The organism is Melioribacteraceae bacterium (assembly GCA_030584085.1).
Classification (GTDB): Bacteria; Bacteroidota; Ignavibacteria; order Ignavibacteriales; family Melioribacteraceae; genus SURF-28.
The window spans coordinates 2562796-2585230 of sequence record CP129490.1 but is presented as its reverse complement, the minus strand read 5'-3'; the positions used below and the strand labels follow the sequence as shown (position 1 = coordinate 2585230).

Sequence of the window (22435 nt, the reverse complement as noted above, 5' to 3'; positions counted from 1 at the left end):
GAATGAAGCAACAAGAGTTTTTTACATCTCGATGGGGATTGATAATTGCTACTCTCGGTATTGCCGTCGGTACCGGGAATATCTGGCGATTTTCTAGAATTGTTGCACAGAACGGCGGCGGTTCATTTTTAATCCCTTGGGTTGTATTCCTTTTATTTTGGTCTATTCCTCTTATCATTGCTGAATTTGCTATCGGTAAATCAACACGCCTCGGACCGGTTGGGGCAATCTCAAAAACTGCAGGCAAACAATTTGGTTGGATGGGGGCATTCATTGCTCTCGTATCCACAGCTATTATGTTCTATTACTCGGTGGTTACCGGATGGTGTTTATATTATTTCTCTTCTGCAATTTCAGGAAATTTATTTGAGACTCAAAGTCACTTAGAGTACTGGAATAATTTCTCAACAAGTTCTTTGCCGGTTTTATTTCACGCATTAGCAATCGGTATTGGTGCAATTGTAATTTATAGGGGAATTGTAAAAGGAATTGAGAAAACTAATAAAATACTGGTCACTTCATTAGTTGTCATTTTACTTATACTCTTTATTCGAGCCATTACATTACCAAACGCTATCGAGGGAATTGAATATTTCTTTACACCAAAATCAGAATTTTTACTTGATTATAAAGTTTGGCTAAATGCACTTACACAAAATGCTTGGGATACCGGTGCCGGTTGGGGATTAATTTTAGTCTATGCTACTTACATGAGAAAGAAAGAGGACATCCCCTTAAATGCCGCACTTATTGGGTTTGGAAATAACTCCATTTCACTTATTGCCGGGATTACAATTTTTTCAACGGTGTTTGCGTTAAGCTCGGTTGATGCGATGAATCAAATATCTCAATCCGGTCCGGCAAATACTGGATTGACATTTATCTATTTGCCTATTCTCTTTTCGAAAATATCCAACAGTGTTGGATTAAATTCTTTTTTTGCAGTAATATTTTTCCTTGCTCTCTCATTTGCTGCACTAACTTCACTAATATCTTTGATTGAATTAACAACTCGTGTATTTATTGATTATGGAATGAATCGGAAGAAAGCTATTAAAATTGTTGCGGCTGCCGGTTTTGTTCTAGGCTTACCCTCGGCTTTAAATCTTGATTTTTTTACAAACCAGGATTGGGTCTGGGGGGTTGGATTAGTTTTGAGCGGTGCATTTATTGCATTCGCTGTCAATAAATTTGGGGTCGATAAGTTTAGGCAGGAAATAATAAATGCTCCGGGAAGTGATATAAAAATTGGAAAATGGTTCAATGTTTCGATGAAGTATTTAATACCTCTGCAAGCAATTGTATTATTGTTCTGGTGGTTAATTTCATCGGTAACGTGGGATCCTCTATGGTGGAACCCATTTCATGCAGAAAATGCCGGAACTTGTTTAGTTCAATGGGGACTCTTTATTTTAGTATTTTACTTTTTTAATAAAAAAATTGTTCATCCAAACTGGCTTAGCAAATGAATCTTGTTTTCATTCTAACTTTATTATTTGTTACAGCTATAGTCTGGGGTGGATTTCTATATTTTCTTTCAAAAGCTATAAAGCACGAAAAAAAGAAGAAACAAAATGGCAAAAGTTCAACATAGATCAATTTATGAAATTCCGGAATTGGTGAAATCAAATAAATTACCGCATGTTAATTTTCTATGCGGTGAGGATACTTTTGCAATCGATGGTGCGTTAAAAATTTTAATTGACTGGATCGAACCGTCAATCGGTTCTGAGTTTGACAAAGAAATTATTTCAGCAGATAAAAATAGTTCATCACAAAATATTATCGATTTAGCTTTGGCATTTCCCTTTGGAGGGATGAAAAAATTAATTGTTATAAAAGATTTTAATAATCTTGATGAAAAAAATAAATTTGTGGAATTAATAACCGACCCTCCCGAATATCTTCACTTAATACTTATTCAATATGGCACAGTAACGGCAACTAAGACTGAACCTTATGCGTCACTTCACAAAAATAAATTGATGTTTGAAGCAAAAAAGTTAAAGCCGGATGAACTTGCTGATTGGTTGGTAAAGCATGCTAAAAAGAACAGGGTAGTATTATCCTATGAAAATGCTGTCGCGTTAACTGAAATTGTTGGTGATGAAAAATCACTTCTTGAGAATCAGGTGAATAAGATGTATGATTATGTTGGTGAGGGAGGAGTACTAACTTTTGATGTAATTTCTTCGCTTGCTTCGACCACAAGAAAATATACTACCTTCAATTTGCAAGACGAAATTGGCAGGGGAAACAAAGCTAAGGCACTAGAAATCGCAATAAATTTGTTAGATAGTGGGACTGAAATGGGGCAACTTATTGCCAATTTGAGCCGATATTTTTTGCTTAACATGCAGTCAATTGAGTTAAAAAGTAAACGTTTTGAATTGGCGGAAGCTGCAAAGGAAGCCGGGGCAAATTTCTTCTATTATAAGAATACTACCAATTCCAAAATTTACAATAATCCGGGTCATCTTAAAAAAGCCGCCGAAGCACTTTTTAAGGCAGATTTAATTCTGAAAACAACATCCGCTGACCCAAGGACTGTCCTAACAATATTAATAAGTGAGATGATTCCGGATTGATTAGTTTTGACATCAAAAAAATTGAAAAGAGATAGAAATTAGACTAATTTGTTTGAAACATTTTTTATCGTAAAAGGTATAAAATCCATTGAGTAGAAAGCTTACAGAATTTACGGACGAAGAACTTATCAAAGAGTTTCAGGATAACGAAACTCTTGAAGCGTATGAAATTTTGGTTAAGAGATTCAAAGACCCCTTGACCAATTTTGTTTTTAGATTTGTTGGTGATCGCGATGCCAGTACCGATATCGTTCAAGATACGATGATAAAATTCTACTTGAACAAGGACTCATACAAATCATTTGCGAAATTTTCGACTTGGATTTATACTATTGCCGGTAATCTAGCTAAAAATGAATTAAAGAGAAGAAAGAGAAGGAAAATTTACTCTCTCGATAATTCGATTGATGATGACGAAAGTAAGAAACTCCAAATTGAGGACAAGTCTTATTTTGAACCGGATAGATTAGCAGATAGCAATATCAAAAGTAAAATCATCCAAAGTGCACTGTTAAAAGTAAAACCTGTTTATAGAGAAGTAGTTATTCTCAGAGATGTTGAAGAATTTTCATATGAAGAAATTGCTGATATCACCGGACTTTCAATCGGTACTGTAAAATCAAGAATTAACAGAGGAAGAACACAACTTCAGAAATTATTAAAAAATATATACAAAGAGTAAGCCTATGGGAATTAATATTTACAAATCTAATGAAGAAGAAAAATTTACCAAACTGATAAACGACTTAAAGAATCTACCTAAAGAAAAGGCGGACGATAACTTTGAGTATAGCCTCATGGTTAAAATCCAGAATAAGAATTTTGAACTTTCTCAACCGGAAAAAAGATTCTATTTTAGTAAACAAATTGTACCGGCCGCTGCATTGGCGTTTTCAACTATTTTATTGTTTTTTGTTCTAAGTGATTCAGAGGTAAATTTAGAAAATCCGTTTCAAGCCACACCACCGGTAAGGGCTAATTATTCGATTGCAAAAACTGATACAATTGTACTTTCTAATCCTGAAACCATTTCTGAAACAATAACGAATGAAGCAAATCAAGCTGCAATTGTTGCTCAATCAAATGTAAATAATGTGGTTCGAGTTGTTGTTGAACCTTCCGATGCCGTTACTGTTGAAGAAGTAAATTTGCCATTTGATGATTCAAATTCACTCGATCTTGATTCTTTTGTAAGCGGAAATAGAAATCAACCTGCATCATTGCAAAGAGGGCGTTTGGTTGGCGGAGGTTCTCAACCAACTCAATTTGATGGATTTTTGTTCAAAGAAAGACCCAGCCCGGAAGCACTGAAATTGCACAAAAATATGCTCGATTCGCTCAAAAAAGCCGAAAATGTTGAAAGAAAATAGTTGTATTTAAGACTTAGGTTAAATATATTTACAGTTCGTATAAAATTATACTAGGTGACAAATGAAACAGGGAATACATCCTAATTACAGACCGGTTGTTTTTAAAGATATGTCAGCAGACTATGCTTTTCTTACACAATCTACTATCGATACCAAAGAGACAATCATTTGGGAAGATGGGAATGAATATCCTCTTGTTAAATTAGAAATTTCAAGCGCTTCACATCCATTTTTTACAGGTAAACAGATGATGCTTGATTCAGCCGGACGTGTTGAGAAGTTTAATAGAAAATATGGTCGCAAGGAAAAATAATTTTTTTGTTTTCAAAAAGAGGGTTGTAACAAAAGTTGCAGCCCTTTTTTGTTTTAAATTTTAGATCGCCTCAACACTCATTACATCCAAAATTAATCCATTATTTTTACTATTTTAATAAACTTCATTGTATTGATAAGCAAGGAATTTATATTTCATGGAACAGGATATTATTTATAAAGGACCGGAAATTTACACAGGGGTTAGAGGGCTAGCTGTTAAGATTCTCAATCGAGTTGATAGAACAGATGCTTACCTAGATAAATTATTAGATATAGAAATTAAAAATTCCGAACTCTCCGGAGTCGATAAAGCACTACTTTTCGAAATTGTTCACGGGGTAATTCGTTGGCTTGGAAAAATTGATTGGATACTTAACGGATTTTACAAAGGGCAATTCTCCAAATGTATTCCCAATGTAAAAAATGCGATGCGAGTAGCACTTTATCAAATATTGTTTTTAGATAAAATTCCGGAATATGCAGCGGTTAATGAAGCAGTCGATTTTGTAAAAAAAATACAAGGTCAGAAACCAGCCGATTTAACTAATGCAGTATTAAGAAATATTATACGAAGCAAAAACGGAATACGTTACCCGGATGAAAAAGAGGAGGAAGTAAATTATCTATCCGCTTATTACTCTCATCCAACATGGATGATTAAAAGATGGCTCAAAAATTTCAACAGAGATTTTACTGAAGAGTTACTGAAATCCAACAATAATAAACCCGATTTAACATTAAGAGTTAATAATCTTGTTACAAACAAGATTGAATTAAAGCAGCTTTTAAATAAGGTAAATCTTGAGCATGGGGATACAAAATATTTACCTGAATATATAAGGTTAGCAAATCTTACAAACATAACAGCGTGGGAATATTTTGCGAAAGGTTATTTTAGTGTTCAGGATGAAAGTACAGGTTTCCCTCCAATCCTTCTTGACCCTAAACCCGGTATGAGAGTTTTGGATTTTTGTGCCGCACCCGGAGGTAAATCAGCCCACCTTGCTGAATTGATGCGTAATGAAGGGGAGATTATAGCACTCGATCAATTTGAAAGCCGCTTAAGTATATTGAACAAGAACTTAGAGAGAATGCATGTTAAAATTGTCAAACCGATAGTCGCTGATTCCAGACAATTTGAAGACGAACAAAAATTTGATCGAATACTAGTTGATGTTCCATGTTCGGGTTTAGGAACTTTAAGAAAGAAACCCGATATCAAATGGAAACGAGATATTGGTGATATACGAAAATTGAATGTAACACAATCTGAATTGCTTCAGAATGCTGCCAAACAATTAAAAGTTGGTGGCTTTATTGTTTACAGCACGTGTACAATAGAACCTGAAGAAAATTTTGAAATTGTGAGTGCTTTTTTGCAAAAGAATCCCGATTTTGAACTTGTCAAGGCAAATAATATTTTCGGTGATGAGTTATGCGATTCTAATGGTTGTGTTCAGACCTATACAAACATTCATGGAATAGATGGATCATTTGCAGCTAAGTTAAAAAGAATTAGATAAGGGTCATATGGATGTCTATTGATGAATTAAAATTACTTGCTTATGAGTTAAAAGAAGCAAGAGAAAAAGCTGAAGTAAGCTTACAGCACATTGCGTCTAAGACTCGCATTGATTTGAAGTTTTTGAAAGCAATCGAGGAAGGTGATTTCGCTATTCTTCCGGATGTATATATCACGGCATTCATAAAGGAATATGCTGCTCTGTGTAATTTGGATCCTAAACAAGTTTTAGAAAAATATAAACTAGCAAAACAAGGTAAGCCTATCAATCCTCCCGTAGATCAACAGGAAACGATAGATAATTCTGCTTCTGAAAAACAACTCGAGAAGAAAAAAGAATTTAATGATAATATTAGTAATGTTAACCCTGTTGGAGAAACTCCTTCAAGCAATAAAAGGATTTTTCTTTATGGCGGTATTGGATTACTTCTAATTTTATCGATTACCTCCTATTTCATGTTTTTTAAAAATTCCTCTCCTGATATTGTTGTTGAAAAGCCATTTGAAGAAGTATTGAATGAACAAAAAAAACGATTTGATATAAATGAAGAACCGAGCCCCCAGGATTTAGCCGTATCAGCTGATTCATTGAGCCTTATTATTAAAGCCGATGATACTTGTTGGGTAAATATAACTATAGATGAAGCAGTGGATAAAGAATATATGTTGTACAGAAATAGTTCAATTGCTGTTAAAGCAGCGAGAAAGTTTGATTTGATCGTTGGTAATGCCGGTGGTATTTCACTTGAATTAAACGGGAATCCAGTTACAATTAACGGTACAAAAGGGCAACGCAAAATATTTTCAATAAACCAAGATGGATTACAAAACTCTTCTAACTGAGTTCTATGAGTTCTAATATCGAAAAAAGGATTGAAGAATTACGAGAACAAATTCGTCACCACGACTACCAATACTATATTCTAACAAATCCTAAAATCACAGATCAAGAATATGATAAACTCTATAAAGAATTAGAATATCTAGAAGCGGAATATCCTGAGCTAGTAACTCCCGATTCACCTACTCAAAGAGTTGGATCAGACCTTACTAAAGAATTCCAACCGATTCAGCATAGAATCCCAATGCTGAGTTTGTCAAACACCTATAGTCAGCAAGAATTATGTGATTTTGATAGAAGAGTTCGAGAAGGTATTGGAAATCTTTCGGAAGTCGAATACGTGGCAGAGCTGAAAATTGACGGAGTCTCGGTTTCGATTCGTTACGAAGACTTTAAATTAGTCTCGGCTGCTACAAGAGGTGACGGTACAACAGGCGAAGAAATTACAAATAATGTAAAGACTATTCGAAGTGTACCACTCAAAATAAAGAAATTGAACATTGCCAAATACGATTTAAATAAAATTGAAGTGCGTGGTGAAATTTTTATGGAAGTAGAAGCATTCAAGAAATTTAATGCTGAACGCGAAGCTAATGGGGAAAAGACTTTTGCCAATCCAAGGAATTCATCCGCCGGTACATTAAAACTTCAAGATCCAAAATTAGTTTCAAAGCGACCATTGGATATTTTCACTTATTTTCTTGCATTAGAAAATGGTCAAATTGAATCGCAGATTGAATCATTATCCTTATTAGAAGAACTCGGTTTAAAAGTAAATCCAAATTATAAGTTGTGCAGAAACATAGATGAAGTCTTGGATTACTGCAATAAGTGGGAAGTAGATCGTAATAAACTACCATACGAAATTGACGGGGTTGTGGTTAAAGTAAATTCAGTTAAATATCAACGCGCACTTGGCAGTATAGCAAAATCACCAAGGTGGGCAGTAGCATATAAATTTAGAGCAAAGCAAGTTGAAACAAAATTAAATAAAATTACTTGGCAAGTTGGTAGAACAGGAACTGTTACTCCTGTTGCGGAACTTGAACCAGTATTTCTTGCGGGCTCGACAATTAGTAGAGCAACATTACACAATATTGAAGAAATTGAGCGGAAAGATATCCGGGAAAGCGATTTTGTTATTATTGAAAAGGGAGGAGACGTAATCCCCAAAGTTGTTCAGGTTGTTAAATCAAAACGCGATTCCAATATTAAGAAAACTTTTGCTCCTAAAACTTGTCCGGTTTGTGGTTCAAAGTTGTATCGACCAGAGGGTGAAGTAGCTATTTACTGTGAAAACAATACGTGCCCGGCCCAGGTTAAAGGAAAGATTGAACATTTTGCATCTCGCGGAGCTATGGATATTGAGGGACTTGGTAGATCCATAATTGATCAATTTGTGGATTTGGATTACTTAAAATCATATGCAGATATTTATGATCTGCACCTTCATAAAAATGAATTGACACAACTTGAAGGATTCGGGGAATTAAGTATCTCCAATTTGATTAAGTCAATCGAAGAAAGTAAAAAACGACCATTTGAAAAAGTATTGTTTGCACTAGGTATTAGGTTTGTCGGCAGCGGAGCGGCACAAAAAATTGCTCGACATTTTAAGAATATTGATGAAATTGTAAAGGCAACTGCAGAAGAAATTGAATCAATACATGAAATTGGGCCGTCAATCAGCAATAGTGTAATTAAGTTTTTTGCTACTTCGGATAATCTTAAAATTATAGAGAGATTAAAAAAGGCCGGATTGATTTTTCAGCAAGAAAAAAAATCCGATGTCTCGGAGAACTTAAAAGACCTTACATTCGTCTTAACGGGGACTTTGGAAAAATTTACGAGAGACGAAGCAAAAGAAATGATTATACTTAGAGGAGGAAAGGTTACTGGAAGTGTTAGTAAAAATACGAATTACTTAGTTGTTGGAGAAAATGCTGGTTCAAAATTGGATAAAGCCGAAAAACTTGGCGTTAAGATTTTAACCGAAGACGAATTTTTATCACTGATTGAGAAAGGTAAGTGATTAAGTCAATTAAAAATTATATTGCATTCTTTATTGCTAAAAAAAAATACTTAAATAAAAAATCTTCACCCAAAAATTTTAAGAGTTTGATTTCAAATTCATCAAAAATTTTGATTGTTCTACCAAATAATGCAGAAGACATTTTAAAAGCATTAGATATTCCGGCTTTTTTTAAGAAAAATAACAAAGAAGTGATTCTAATTACTAATGAAAAATTTCAACACATTGCACAAGAAGAATTTCAGTTTAAGACAATTACCTATAATGAAGAATCTATTTCTAAATTTGGACTGCCTGTGCGCTCCCTGGTTGAAGAATTGTTATTGTTGGAAGTTGATATAGCTCTGGACTTAAATAGAGAAGAAAGCCTGTTTCTAGGAATTTTGGCCAATATATCGAAATCGGATTTAGTTGCGGGATTTAAAAAAATAAAAGCCGATGATTTATATGATTTACAGATAGCAAATCATCAAAATAATGCTGAAATTTCTTATAGAAATTTCTTAAATTCTATTCAAATGTTATAAAAATTTATAATTCATTTTACAGACGAGATATTCAATTATGAACGAAAATATTAATTTTGAACTAAAAAGAATCAACGATATTGCCGTATTCAGATTAAATGAAAAAAGATTTGATTCACAAATTGCCGGTTTAGTTAAAGGCGAATTCACAATTCTTCTGCATACAGACGATGTTAATAAATTAGTTATTGATTTAGCTGAAGTTGATTATTGTGATAGTTCTGGTTTAAGCGCTATTCTTTTAGCCTACCGAATTTTACAATCGGAAGAAGGACATATCAGAATCGCATCACCAACAAAGAACGTCAAAAGTCTGATAGAAATTTCACAACTAGATAGAATATTGCCAATCACAGAAACCGTCGAGCAAGCAATCGAGGACCTAAAGAAAATATAGGTAATTCCTATTGGATCGTACACTCGATTTTGTAATTATATCAATATATCTACTTATCATTGCTTTAATAGGATATTTTTCCGGTGGTAAACAAAAAACCACCAGAGATTATTTTCTTGGGTCCGATAAAGTATCTTGGTGGGCCGTAACATTTTCAATTGTTGCCGCTGAGACAAGCTCACTTACTTTTATTTCCATTCCCGGATTAGCTTATTTAACAAATCTAAATTTTTTACAACTTGCTTTCGGATATATAATCGGGAGGATAATTGTAGCTTCTGTACTTTTGCCGCAATATTTTAAAGGTGAACTTTCAACGGCATATGCTTATTTAGGTAATAGATTTGGAAATAAAACACGATCATTTGCGTCAATAGTGTTCCTTTTTACTAGACTTCTTGCTGATGGTGTTAGACTTTTTGCAACAGCCATACCACTTAAACTTTTATTGGGGATAGACTATCCTTATGCCATATTAATCATTGCAGTTATTACACTTCTATACACAGTAACTGGTGGTGTCAAAGGAATAATCTGGGTTGATGTGGTGCAAATGTTCGTCTATATCGGTGGTGCAATTATTTCTCTTTGGTTTTTATTTAACTCACTGTTACCGGGTGGAATTACTGCAGTCTTCCAAAGTGATTATTCACAAAAATTTGAATTGATAAACTTAGGTTTTGCATCTGGCTTTAGCGCTTTTATAAAGGAACCTTATTCATTAATTGGGGGAATAATTGGCGGTGCATTTCTCTCGATGGCGTCACATGGTACTGATCAGTTAATTGTTCAAAGATTGCTTGTAACTAAAGATTTGCGTGAGGCAAAAAAGGCAATTATTACAAGTGGCATAGCTGTCTTTTTTCAATTTGCGTTATTCTTGTTTATCGGAATTTCACTCTACGCATTTTATGGAGAGATAGACATCCGCGCTGATGAAATTTTCCCGAAATTTATAATTGACAATTTACCGGTTGGAATTACAGGAATAATAATTGCCGGATTATTTGCCGCTGCAATGTCAACACTAGCCGGATCTATAAGTTCACTTTCCTCGTCGGTCGTATTTGATTTATTTCCAAAGTTCTTTAATACAGATGATGATAAGAAAAATTTAAGAATTTCCAGATTAATGACAATCTTTTGGTCACTTTTGTTAATTAGTGCTGCTATTTTCTTTATGAATACATCTCAATCGGTAGTCGAGTTAGCTTTGTCGATTGCTTCTTTTACATATGGCGGACTACTCGGAACGTTTTTGCTGGGAATTTTAAATAAAAGAATAAATCAAAATTTTGCTATAATTTCATTTATCCTTGGGCTTGTTGGAATGGGAATTTTCATAAGCTTGAATCTTGTCGCATGGACTTGGTACACTTTTATCGGTGTGTTAATAACATTAATTTCCGGTACAATACTAGCATTCTTTCAAAAGTCCTAAATCAAGGATAGCTAGTTTTTTTAAGGTATTTATTTGCCTTGCAAGTCAAATCTTTCAATAATTTCTGTTATTTTAGTTTACATAAATATTCTAATTGTTAAACATAACCAACATTAGGTGAATTTTTTGATTGACAAAAACCGATTAAAAAAGTTGAAACTAATTGTATTTGATGTCGATGGCACATTAGTCAATGAGCGAGACGAAATTGGTCAAGAGACGATTAAATATGTAAAGTTACTTAGAGAAATGGGAGTAAGATTTTCGTTTGCTTCGGGCAGACAACATAGTGCGCTTCTGCATCATGCAGAAACTTTAAATATTATTTCACCGCTTATTTCTCTTGATGGTACTCTTATCAAAAGCCATCCTGAAGGTAAAATTGTATCAGAATCTACCATCCCGGATAAGTATGTAAGAAAAGCAATTCAAATGGCAGATAAATATTTGCTGCGAATTGCTCTTTGTCATGATGAAGCAATTTATTATGATGAACAAAATTCCGGTGTTCAATCTTTGCTTGATAAATACGGAGCAAAGTATAAAGAAGTTGAATCATATGATCAGTATATCCCGGACACACTAGAGATTGTTATTACCGGTGATTCAAAAGAAGCTGTGAAATATGTAAATAAGAAATTTCAATTTCCTTATTCATTTGGATTAGTGACATCTTTTTATAAATCACAATCTCATGGTGGAATTTACTATCTTGAAATAAGGAAAAGTGGTGGAAGCAAAGGAAAAGGATTAAAAAAGCTTAACAATTATCTTAAAATTGGTATAAAGGAAACTGCTGTTATTGGTGATTGGTTTAATGACCGAAGCTTATTTGAAACCGGAGCTTTAAAGATAGCAATGGGTAATGCAGTACCCGAAATTAAAAGATTAGCGGATCATATTTTAACCAGATCTTTCCATGATGATGGAACTGCAGAATTTTTAGAAATGGTAGTAAGGGCCAAAAAGTAAAAATTATGTTTACCGAAGAAACAAAAAAGAAACTCAGAACAAGTTTAAGAGTAAGAATCCTTCTAGTTCTTGTCTCAATAATTCTTGTATTGCTGATGTTTCCGAAAGGGGAATCTCTCGAATTTGAAGTCTCAATTGGTTCGATTTGGATTCAAGACGATTTAATTGCTTCAACTTCTTTTGAAGTGCTTAAAGATCCCGATGTTTACAAACGAGAAATTAAAAATGCTCAAGATAATGTTAATCCCATTTTTATACTTGAGAGTTCAATTGAAAGTAAACAGATTGATTCTATTCGTTCGTACAATAATTTTCTAATTGAATACATTGATGAGCATCTTAATGAGAGAAATGAACAATTCAGTAACCCAACTTTTTTAACCGACGATAGTTACAGAAGATTACTCAATATTAGACGACAAGAGAATTTAATTGGAAGTACAAATCGTGTTAGACTAAGATCTATCTTCCAACTTTCCGAACAGATTGTAGATCGAATTTATAAAAGAGGGTTATTGAGTACATCACTTGATGAAATTAAAAAAGATTCAATTACATTGAGAGATGGTAGATTTGAAAGAGACGTCTCAAAAAGAAATTATTTAGATGATAACGCTGCCAAAAATTTCATTCAACTATTTGTAAGGAACAATCTTAATTCAAGCGACGAAATTAGAAGTGCAGTTGATGAATATGTCTACCATTTCGTTAAACCAAATATAATTTTTAGTTCTGAACTAACTAATGAAGCAATTGAGAGAGCCAAAAATAAAATCCCAAGAAATGTCGGAATTGTAAATGAAAACGAAAGAATAGTTGCAAAACATGACAGAATTTCTGCCGAAACCAAGTTAAAGATTGATTCCTATAAAATTGCTAAGGGGGAATCAACCGGTTTTTGGGGTGAGTTTGCGCAATCAGTAGGAAAGTTTTTACATATTCTTGCTATCCTATCACTTTTCTCAATTTATATTTATCTCTTCAGAAAGAAAATTTATAACGATAATATTAAAGTATTACTACTTGCCATCATAATTTTACTTATAAGTTCGCTTGGGTATATAGTACAATTGGTTGTAGTAAATGCACCGATTGAGTATTTAATTTTAGTCCCAGCCGGTTCAATGCTTTTAACAATTATATTTGATTCCAGAGTTGGATTTTATGGCACAATTGTAATAGCATTGATAACTGGAGCATTAAGAGGAAATGATTACGCTTTCGCTGTCATGAATATTGTCGCAGGAGGCTTAGCTGCATACACAGTTAGGGATATAAAAAACCGCTCACAAATCTTCAGATCGTTTCTATTTATTTTAATTGGTTATATAATAACAATCTTTGCCTTTGGATTGGAAAGATTTGCCCCAATCGATCAAATATTGGTTAATTCCGGTTTCGCTGCTACAAATGCATTGATAAGTCCGGTATTAACATATGGACTAATAATTTTCTTCGAAAGAATTTTCAATATTACAACTGATTTAACTTTGTTGGAATTAACCGACTTTAATTCTCCTTTATTAAAACAACTTGCGGCAAAAGCTCCGGGCACATTTTCACATTCTATAACAATGGCCTCATTAGTTGAAACTGCCGCACAAAAAATTGGAGCCAATCCGATTTTAGCAAGAGTGGGTGCGTATTACCATGATGTAGGTAAATCATTCGATCCGGGATCATTCGTAGAAAATCAAATTGATAATAGAAACATTCACGAGAAACTTAATCCACAAAAAAGTGCTCAAGTTATAATCGAACATGTTGTAAAAGGTATTGAATTCGCAAAAGAACAAAGACTTCCTCAAGAGATAATTGATTTTATTCCAATGCACCATGGAACAACAGTAATAGCATTTTTTTATGAGAGAGCAAAGCAAGAATTAGGTGAAGAAAATGTGAATAAAGATGACTTTCGTTACCCCGGGCCTAAGCCTAACACAAGAGAAACTGCACTTGTTATGTTAGCCGATGCTTGTGAATCTGCTGTAAGATCGATGACCGATGCCGATCCTAAAAAAGTAGAGAATGTTATCAATAATTTATTCAAACAGAGAATTGACGATGGTCAACTTGATGAATCGCCAATTACATTGCAAGATTTAAAGAAAATTAAAGAATCATTTATTTCCATTTTGGTTGGTCAACATCATAAAAGAATCAGATATCCGAAGCAGAATGAAATGGAAGAGAATGAATAGGCAATGCGTCAATTTATAGATGAATATTTAACAATTCTTTCGTTAGAAAAAAATCTCGCGGAAAATTCTGTAAAATCTTATAAGTCAGATCTCATAAAATTCATTTCAATTTTAGAAAAAGAAAATATTAGCGACTTGAATGATGTAGATCATAAATCCATCACCAAATTTTTGCAGTATATAAAATCCGAAGGGCTAACCGGATCTTCAGCCTCAAGATATCTATCCTCGATTCGTGGTTTTTTCTCGTATTTAGAAGAGAATAATTATATTGAAAAAGATCCAACTGGAAGAGTTAGTTCTACTAAGATGACGCGAAAACTTCCCGCTGTTTTATCATTTGCTGAGATAGAAATAATATTAGACAAACCGAAGGTAAACGATAAGTTTGGATTGCGAGATAAATCAATCCTTGAGCTTTTATATTCATCCGGACTAAGAGTTTCCGAATTAATTGAATTAAAAATTGCAGATTTATTTATAGATGATGAAGTAATTCGCGTGACCGGAAAAGGCTCTAAGCAGAGAGTTGTACCGATTGGGTCAAGTGCAATTGAATGGATGAAGAAATACTTAATAAACTCTAGACCGTTATTAGAAAAGAAAATGAAAAGTAAGAATTATATTTATCTGAACACAAGGGGAACAAAATTTTCGAGAATGGGTGTTTGGAAAATTGTAGAGAAATATACAAAAGAAGCCGGAATCAACAAGGAAGTACATCCGCACACTTTTAGACATTCATTTGCAACTCATTTATTAGAAGGTGGTGCGGACTTGCGCTCCGTTCAAGAAATGTTAGGACATTCGGATATTTCAACAACTCAAATTTATACACATATAGATCGCGAATATATTAAACAGATTCATAGAGATTTTCACCCGCGAGGATGATTAAATTATTTATAAATATCGGATTAATAATTATAATCTCTGCTTGTAACACAAATGTGGAGAAACCGTTATCATCCGATTCTTGTTCTATCATTGTTAATTATTCCGATCATAAAAACTGGTCAGCCGATAGTTTGGAATCAATTATACCAGATACAATATTAGTTGCAGAAGATGATAGAGTGATATTTGGACTATTCACTAATTTTAGGCAAGCATCCGATAGAGGATTTCAACTTTATGTTGATAAAATTATTCCAAACTTCGATGTTATAATTGGCGATTCAATAATTCCAAATGATTATACTCCATTTTATTTTGTAGGTTGGCATTTAGATAGACCGGCCTTGTATAGAACAGATTTATTAGATGTATCTCCTAAATTAGTTTGGAGTAAGTGGGGAAGGGAAATTTTGCAACTTTATAGAGATCATGAAAGGAATCATTATTTCTTTACTACTGTACTTCATGAAGGAATTAGAGGTAACTTTCCTCTTAAAATGGATGCCAGACTTTATTATTTTAATCGATTAGATGAAAATGCTAAACTTGTTCATCAAGCCGGAAATGTCATGAGTATTGATGGAAGATGGGATACTGACTCAACATTCATAAATTATATCTCGGTTCTTGATTCAATGTTGACATCGAATATCATTCAATATCAATTTGATTATTCGAAGGATGGTAAGCAGATAAATTCAACTGAGAGAATATTTGAATTGATTGAAGGAATTCCGATCCCAAAATTATCAAACATAAATCCCGTTTCTCCAAATCTCCGGTATAAATTATCGGTTATTAAATCGGATTCTCTGATTCAACTAAATATAATTGATGAGTTAAACGGCACAAACAATTTTATAACTAATTTATCCGGTGATATTAAAGAGAATATATGGAATGCGGTTGGAGATTATTTATTTGTAACTTGTGATGCAGAATCAGATTCAACAACTCTTTATTCAATTAATCTACAAAAAATGAATATTGCCTCTGAAATTAAAGCTGTCGGGGAAATGAATTTACTAATAATCGGGAATTTATTGATATATGATGAAGATTTTGACAATGAGGCAAAGATTATTTTATTCAGATATAGAAAAGACGATATTTTTTCATCGATTAAAGTAAATGGTGGTTGCGGTATAAACAGCATACCAGAGCGGAATAAGATTTTTTAATGAAGACCTACTTTAGAATATTATCATATGTAAAACCTTATTGGAAACATCTACTGTTATCAGTTACAGCAACGTTTTTCTATGCCATTCTTAATGGTGCTTCGGTTTATTTAGCTATTCCATTACTAGACACACTTTTCCAAGAATCCGGTGTTTCGACATCTATTCCGGAAACGACTACCGATCCGGCAGCGGCTGAAATTTTACCGGGATGGTTCTCCCAATTCATGAATAGTTTAACGAAATCATTTCAAGAATTTATTTTTAGCGGAACAGAAGTTGAATCATTATTCAAAATATGTGCATTAATTCTCTTTGCATTTCTTGGTAAAAATTTATTTGGATATCTTCAAGCATATTTCCTTGCATTCGTTGAACAAGGTGTAATCAAGGATATGCGCAACCAAGCTTATGTTCATCTACACAAATTACCGATGAGCTTTTTTAAGAATGAAAAAACCGGAAATTTAATATCCAAAATAACCAACGATGTAAATGTTGTTCAGTCCAGTGTATCTGCGGTTTTTCTAAATTTAGTTAGAGAACCACTGACCATTTTGGTATTTCTCGGTATAGCAATGTCAATTAGTCTTCATCTTACTTTATTCTCGTTTATTGTTTTGCCGGTTTCTTTAGCAATAATTGGTTGGATTGGATTAAAGCTCCACAAGCAAAGTGGAATTTTGCAAAGTAAAATGGCCGATATAACGAATTTATTACAAGAAACAATTTCCGGTGTAAAGATCGTCAAGGCATTTGGAATGGAAGAATATGAAAATAATAAATTCAAGAAAGAAACATTCAAGTTCTTCAAGCTAAGTCTTAGAATGGTAAGAGTTAGAAACGCAGCTTCACCAATAACAGAATTTTTGAGTGTTATTGTTGGTGTCATAGTGATTTTTTACGGTGGTCAGCTTGTGTTGATAGATGGAACAATGCGAGCAAGTGAATTTCTCACATTTCTATTTGCAATATTCCAATTAATGCCGCCTATAAAAGAATTAAGCAGTGTTAATAATCGAATTCAAGAATCCAGTGCTGCTGCGGAGAGAGTTTTTGAAATTTTAGATACAGAACCAAATATAAAAAGTGCTGCGGATGCAATCAGAAAGACTGAATTTAATGAAGTAATCGAATTCAAGAATGTTTCTTATAAGTATGAAGATTCTTCGGTAGAAGTTGTTAAAAACATAAGTTTCAAGGTGAACAATGGTGAAATAATCGCACTTGTCGGCAGCAGTGGTTCGGGTAAAACAACTCTTGTAGATTTAATTCCGAGATTTTATGACCCGGTTGATGGCGCTATTTTAATTGATGGAATTGACATAAGGAAAATTAAATTAGAAGATTTAAGAAAAATGATGGGCATCGTAACTCAGGAAACAGTTTTATTTAATGAATCGGTTTCTAATAATATTGCTTATGGTCTTGAGAATTTTGACTCAACTAATATAATCGAAGCAGCCAAAGCTGCTAATGCACATGATTTTATTATTAATCTTCCCAAAGGTTACGATACGATAATTGGTGAACGGGGGACAAAACTTTCGGGTGGACAAAGACAGAGAATTTCGATTGCTCGAGCATTATTAAAAAATCCTCCTATCATGATTTTTGATGAAGCAACTTCGGCATTAGATAACGAATCAGAAATACTTGTCCAAGAAGCAATCGATAGATTGATGCATCATCGAACAACTTTTGTAATTGCTCATAGATTAAGTACAATTAGAAATGCTAATCGTATATTAGTTTTAGATAACGGACAAATAGTACAAGATGGTAAACATGATCAGCTAATAAAAAACTCCACCGGAATTTATAAACGATTATATGAAATGCAATTCAGGTAATATCTATTATGGAAATGCTCAAATCCCGAATTAACTCAAAGATCAGTTATTATTTAGTAGCGGCGTTATTGGCTTCATTTTTGATTTCATTAGCACTGTTGCAATTATTTGCCGCTTTATTATTCATAATATGGTTGTTTGAAAAAGATAAACTAAAATCCGCGGACTTGTTTCTTTATGTTATTCTTGGGTTCGGTTTAATCAGATTGGTTTCAATTCTTTTCTCTGAATACTTTAGCGTTAGCCTCGTAGCAATCCAAAAGGAATTGCTCTTCTATACGACAATATTAGCATTGTTTTTCTATATAAAAACTTTCGAACGTCAGCAAATTACTAAACAATTGGAAATAATGATTCATGCCGGTGCAGTTGTAGCATTGATTGGGATTATTCTTTTTTCACTTGGTACAAGTCATCGTGCACAATCTTTTGGGTCAGGTTATGCAACTTTCTCGACTTATCTCACTGTAATTCTAATGTTTATTCTTTCTTTTCATACAAATTACAAGTTTAAGCGAGGAACTCTAGTTTGGATTTTTGAATCCGGATTAATTTTTTCCGGGATAATTCTTGCGATGGGAAGAGCTGATCTTGCAATTGCAGTCACACTTGGAATTGTAATAATCTTTTTAAGAAAAATAGCACTAAAGAAAATTGTTCCTGCTGCAGTAATTGCTTTTACATTAACAATAGTTGCCCTCCAATTCAATCCGGGTGAATCTGCCGGAAGAATTTCTAATCCAACTACATTATCGGATCGGGATGTTTTATATAAAGGATTTTTTGAACTAGCTTCGGAGCACCCAATTCTAGGATTTGGTCCTAGAACTTTTCATGAGATTTTCCCATTCAAGGATAAACTTGCTGATAAAAAAGTTGGCACCTGGCATAATGATTATATCCAAACATACCTTGAAAGCGGTATTTTTGCTTTAGTTTTGCTCTTAATCTTAATTTTTCTGTTTTTTCACAAATCGAAATGGGTCATCTTAAAGCCTAGTAAATTGGTTAAAATTGATAACGATAAATTCGCTCTGATTTTCGGTACAATCGCAATATTGCTATCAGGATTAACGGGTGTTTTTTTGTATTCGCCAATTTTATCAATTCTATTCGCATATTTTATTTCTTTATTCTCTTATTTCCATTATATTGATGGTTATCAAAGTTAAAGGCAAATTTGTAACAAATTTATTAAATTATTTTTCATAGATTTTAGAGAAATTATCTACCATCATTAAAGGAGGTTATACATGAAAAAAGTATTATTTGCTGCACTATTTTTGATACTTTCGGTTGGTTTATTCGCTCAACAAATTGAAAGTGGTGTTTTTGATGTAAATAGTAACACAAAAGGGTATTCGCTTGATAAAAATAGCGGAGACAGAATTTTTACTTTAGAAGTAAGATTCAATAAACCATTTGAAACAATTCCGGACGTTGTTGTTGGTTTAAATAAGATGGAATTTGATAAAAACACAAACGCAAGAGTAGATGTTCAAGCATCAGCAGTTTCACGTGATGGTTTTGTTCTCAGAATAAAAACATGGGGTGATACACGAGTCTTGGTTCTTGGCGGCAGCTGGGTTGCCCACAATTAATTTTGATTCGGAGGGTGAAAACCCTCCGATCATTTTCTTACCTTTCTCAGCAATAAATCTTATATTTATCATATAAAACTTACCAGCTCTTTAAATGAAAAAAATTCTTGTCGTTACTACTTTTAATAATCACTTCCATTTTTTTTATAGACTTTCCCAAACATTGATTCAATTTGGTTTTGAGACTCACTTTTTGACGAATAAGTATTCAATTTTTCTGGAAGCACAAAAACTTGATCAGAAAATATATTTTTTGTCAAAAGAAAGAAAAAGTGTTCCGGATGTAGATATAGTCAATTCATTTGAAGTGTCTGCCGGCTCAATTACAACTACACAAGCAAATCTCATTACTTCGTCAGTATGGAGCAAATTAGAGGTTTTGAATCGAATAAATAATTATGAGTATAACTTTTTATGGGGTGGAGTTAGATTAATTGAATTGACTTCCGCCGAGTTTGCATTCCGGAATAATATAAAAGCTCTATTTTTTGAGCTTGGAAATTTCCCAAATAAAGTTTTTGTTGATTCGAAAGGTACAAATGCGAGATCATTGCTGGCGGAAAAACCGGAAGTGCTTGACACTATGAATATTGATCCGGAAATGTTCAATCAGTGGAGAACTGAATATATTGCAAAAAGTTTGAGTAATCACTTAGTTCCTCAAAGTGGTGCCGCAGCCGGAGTTGAATACAAAAAAAATTTAATAGATTCATTCGGATTCAAATTTCATAAATTAATTCAAAATGAAGCTCTTATAACAAAAGAAAAGTTGGTTGGGAAGTACTTACGAAAAGTTATCAAATTGGAATATGACCAAATTGATCTCGATAAAACAGATTATCTCTTCTTCCCGATGCAAGTAAATAAAGATGCACAGTTAATACTAAATAGTAAGATTGGTAATCTGGAAGCACTAAAACATGCAAATAAGATTGCCGAAGAAAAAGGATTGAAATTGGTAGTTAAACCTCATCCGGGAGAAGTTGAATTTGGGTTTATTAAAAAAGTTAATAATCTTAAAAATAGTTTAGGTTTTTGTTTTGTAAATAATAATACTATCGAACTCGTACATAAATCCAAGGAAGTTGCTACGATTAACTCTACGGTTGGATTACAAGCAAAAATATTAAATAAACCGGTGACTTGTTTTGGAAAAGCTTTTTATGATAAATTTGATGAAAAAAGATTAGCAGCCTACATGCAAAGTTATTTAATCGATGCTGATTTTTGGAATGATAATAAAATTGATACACCTTCAGCTGAGCAAATTCTCAATAGAGCTGAACTAAAGTAGAGTTTTATGTGACCAAAGAATATTTCAAAAAAGGAATTCTTTTATATTTTCTTGGGAATGTCAGTTCTAAGTTAATTACACTTTTGTTACTTCCTCTTTTTACTTATTACCTTACGCAAGAAGAATACGGTCTCTTTGATGTCCTAAACACTATTGTAATGTTCTTCGTTCCGATTGTCGGTGTTCAATTATTTGAGGGTATCTTAAGATTTCTACTTGATAGTAATGAAACAAATAAACATAGCAAGGTTATCACAACTTCTTTTTATTTTCTTTTGATTAATTTAGTTCTGCTTAATTTATTCTTTCTCGCCATTGTAAATTTTATAAATATTCCTCATTCAACCTGGCTGCTATTATATTTTAATTTTTACTTCATTAATTTTTACCTACAAAGAATTTCACGTGGACTGCAGCTTCAGAAGGTTTTCGCATTTTCAGGTATTATAAACACTTTGGTTATAGCAATCGTAAGCGCGTTAGTCCTAATTCAATATGACTTCAAAACAGATGGATTATTGGCAGCTTATTTTTTTGGCAGCTTTTCATCATCTATTTACCTCATATTTTCAACAAAAATTCATCGTTATATCCGAATAGTAGCTTTTGAAAAAATCTTACTCAATCAACTTTTAGTTTACTCAATTCCGTTACTTTTTGACGCAGTTCTTTGGTGGACAATGAATTTGTCAGATAGATTGATACTAGGCTACTTTAATGGTACAGGTGATGTAGGTATTTATAGCGTTGCCAATAAATTTGCTGCTTTGTTGACCTTTCTCAATCATATATTTTATCTTGTTTGGCAGGAGTATGCTCTTATCAATTCAAGTGATTCTTCTAGAATCGAAGAATTCAAAAAAATATTTATTCAGTATGTAAAAATTCAATTTACGGGGATACTTATATTGATGCCCATTTCCAAATTGGCGATTGAGTTTTTAATTGATGAAAATTTTATATCTGCTTATTTGTTTGTTCCCGCACTAATGATTGGTGCGATGTATTCTTCTTTAGCCGCATTTTATGGAATCTTTTATCAAAGGTTAAAAAGAACAAATGGCGCTCTTTACACTTCACTAATTGCCGCATTATTGAATGTAGGCGCTAATTTTCTATTGATTCCTAGTTACGGAATCTGGGCTGCAGCGGGCTCAACAATGGCTGCATTTTTATTATTATGGATTATACGGATGTATATTTTCCGTGATTCGTTTAATCTTGGTAAATCTTTTTTACTCAAAGTACTTATTGCTGTTATATTACTAACACTTAGTCTAACTTTATATTTTATTGATGGAATCCATTGGCAAATCTTAAACTTATTGTTTGCGGGGGTTTTATTTATAGTGATTAATAAAAACTTCATTCAAAAATTGTTTACTAGAACGTCAAATTAGTTG

20 protein-coding genes are annotated in these 22435 nt (G+C 33.2%); all 20 read left to right on the top strand.

Annotated features, from left to right (window positions below):
• Positions 1 to 2: 2 nt before the first annotated feature.
• On the top strand, positions 3 to 1469 hold the full coding sequence (locus tag QY331_11845) for a sodium-dependent transporter (protein ID WKZ68642.1): 1467 nt from the start codon (positions 3 to 5) through the stop codon (positions 1467 to 1469).
• A gap of 105 nt (positions 1470 to 1574) precedes the next feature.
• The gene (gene holA / locus QY331_11840; protein ID WKZ68641.1) at positions 1575 to 2588 is read left to right on the top strand and encodes a DNA polymerase III subunit delta; all 1014 of its coding nucleotides are present in this window, start codon (positions 1575 to 1577) and stop codon (positions 2586 to 2588) included.
• An 88-nt stretch (positions 2589 to 2676) separates the two neighbouring features.
• A complete protein-coding gene (locus QY331_11835; GenBank protein ID WKZ68640.1) occupies positions 2677 to 3270 on the top strand; it encodes a sigma-70 family RNA polymerase sigma factor in 594 nt (197 codons plus the stop codon).
• Positions 3271 to 3274: 4 nt separating this feature from the next.
• A complete protein-coding gene (locus QY331_11830) occupies positions 3275 to 3958 on the top strand; it encodes a hypothetical protein (protein WKZ68639.1) in 684 nt (227 codons plus the stop codon).
• A 61-nt stretch (positions 3959 to 4019) separates the two neighbouring features.
• Positions 4020 to 4271: a type B 50S ribosomal protein L31 gene (locus tag QY331_11825; GenBank protein WKZ68638.1), complete on the top strand. Its 252-nt coding sequence runs from the start codon at positions 4020 to 4022 to the stop codon at positions 4269 to 4271.
• Between the two features lie 157 nt (positions 4272 to 4428).
• Positions 4429 to 5796, top strand: a complete 1368-nt coding sequence (gene rsmB, locus QY331_11820; protein WKZ68637.1) for a 16S rRNA (cytosine(967)-C(5))-methyltransferase RsmB — start codon at positions 4429 to 4431, stop codon at positions 5794 to 5796.
• A gap of 11 nt (positions 5797 to 5807) precedes the next feature.
• Positions 5808 to 6638: a helix-turn-helix domain-containing protein gene (locus QY331_11815; protein WKZ68636.1), complete on the top strand. Its 831-nt coding sequence runs from the start codon at positions 5808 to 5810 to the stop codon at positions 6636 to 6638.
• A gap of 5 nt (positions 6639 to 6643) precedes the next feature.
• Positions 6644 to 8668, top strand: coding sequence for an NAD-dependent DNA ligase LigA (ligA, locus tag QY331_11810; GenBank protein WKZ68635.1), 2025 nt, complete (start codon positions 6644 to 6646; stop codon positions 8666 to 8668).
• Positions 8665 to 9195 (top strand): hypothetical protein, encoded by a 531-nt coding sequence (locus QY331_11805; GenBank protein ID WKZ68634.1) that lies wholly within the window; start codon positions 8665 to 8667, stop codon positions 9193 to 9195. Before ligA ends, QY331_11805 begins: the two co-directional genes overlap by 4 nt.
• Before the next feature lie 37 nt (positions 9196 to 9232).
• Positions 9233 to 9592 carry an STAS domain-containing protein gene (locus QY331_11800; protein ID WKZ68633.1) on the top strand — a complete coding sequence of 120 codons (360 nt, stop codon included), beginning with the start codon at positions 9233 to 9235 and terminating at the stop codon, positions 9590 to 9592.
• Between the two features lie 10 nt (positions 9593 to 9602).
• The gene (locus tag QY331_11795) at positions 9603 to 11033 is read left to right on the top strand and encodes a sodium:solute symporter (GenBank protein ID WKZ68632.1); all 1431 of its coding nucleotides are present in this window, start codon (positions 9603 to 9605) and stop codon (positions 11031 to 11033) included.
• Positions 11034 to 11159: 126 nt separating this feature from the next.
• The gene (locus QY331_11790; protein WKZ68631.1) at positions 11160 to 12005 is read left to right on the top strand and encodes a Cof-type HAD-IIB family hydrolase; all 846 of its coding nucleotides are present in this window, start codon (positions 11160 to 11162) and stop codon (positions 12003 to 12005) included.
• Between the two features lie 5 nt (positions 12006 to 12010).
• On the top strand, positions 12011 to 14206 hold the full coding sequence (locus QY331_11785; GenBank protein ID WKZ68630.1) for an HDIG domain-containing protein: 2196 nt from the start codon (positions 12011 to 12013) through the stop codon (positions 14204 to 14206).
• A 3-nt stretch (positions 14207 to 14209) separates the two neighbouring features.
• A complete protein-coding gene (gene xerD, locus QY331_11780; GenBank protein ID WKZ68629.1) occupies positions 14210 to 15100 on the top strand; it encodes a site-specific tyrosine recombinase XerD in 891 nt (296 codons plus the stop codon).
• Positions 15097 to 16284, top strand: a complete 1188-nt coding sequence (locus QY331_11775) for a hypothetical protein (protein ID WKZ68628.1) — start codon at positions 15097 to 15099, stop codon at positions 16282 to 16284. Before xerD ends, QY331_11775 begins: the two co-directional genes overlap by 4 nt.
• The gene (locus tag QY331_11770) at positions 16284 to 18137 is read left to right on the top strand and encodes an ABC transporter transmembrane domain-containing protein (GenBank protein ID WKZ68627.1); all 1854 of its coding nucleotides are present in this window, start codon (positions 16284 to 16286) and stop codon (positions 18135 to 18137) included. The genes QY331_11775 and QY331_11770 overlap by 1 nt, the downstream gene beginning before the upstream one ends.
• A gap of 14 nt (positions 18138 to 18151) precedes the next feature.
• Positions 18152 to 19309 (top strand): O-antigen ligase family protein, encoded by a 1158-nt coding sequence (locus QY331_11765; GenBank protein ID WKZ68626.1) that lies wholly within the window; start codon positions 18152 to 18154, stop codon positions 19307 to 19309.
• An 81-nt stretch (positions 19310 to 19390) separates the two neighbouring features.
• On the top strand, positions 19391 to 19738 hold the full coding sequence (locus tag QY331_11760; GenBank protein ID WKZ68625.1) for an H-type lectin domain-containing protein: 348 nt from the start codon (positions 19391 to 19393) through the stop codon (positions 19736 to 19738).
• Between the two features lie 94 nt (positions 19739 to 19832).
• Entirely contained in the window at positions 19833 to 21032 is a 1200-nt protein-coding gene (locus QY331_11755; GenBank protein WKZ68624.1) for a hypothetical protein, read from the top strand.
• Positions 21033 to 21040: 8 nt separating this feature from the next.
• Positions 21041 to 22432, top strand: a complete 1392-nt coding sequence (locus tag QY331_11750) for a lipopolysaccharide biosynthesis protein (GenBank protein ID WKZ68623.1) — start codon at positions 21041 to 21043, stop codon at positions 22430 to 22432.
• The last annotated feature ends 3 nt before the right edge of the window (positions 22433 to 22435 follow it).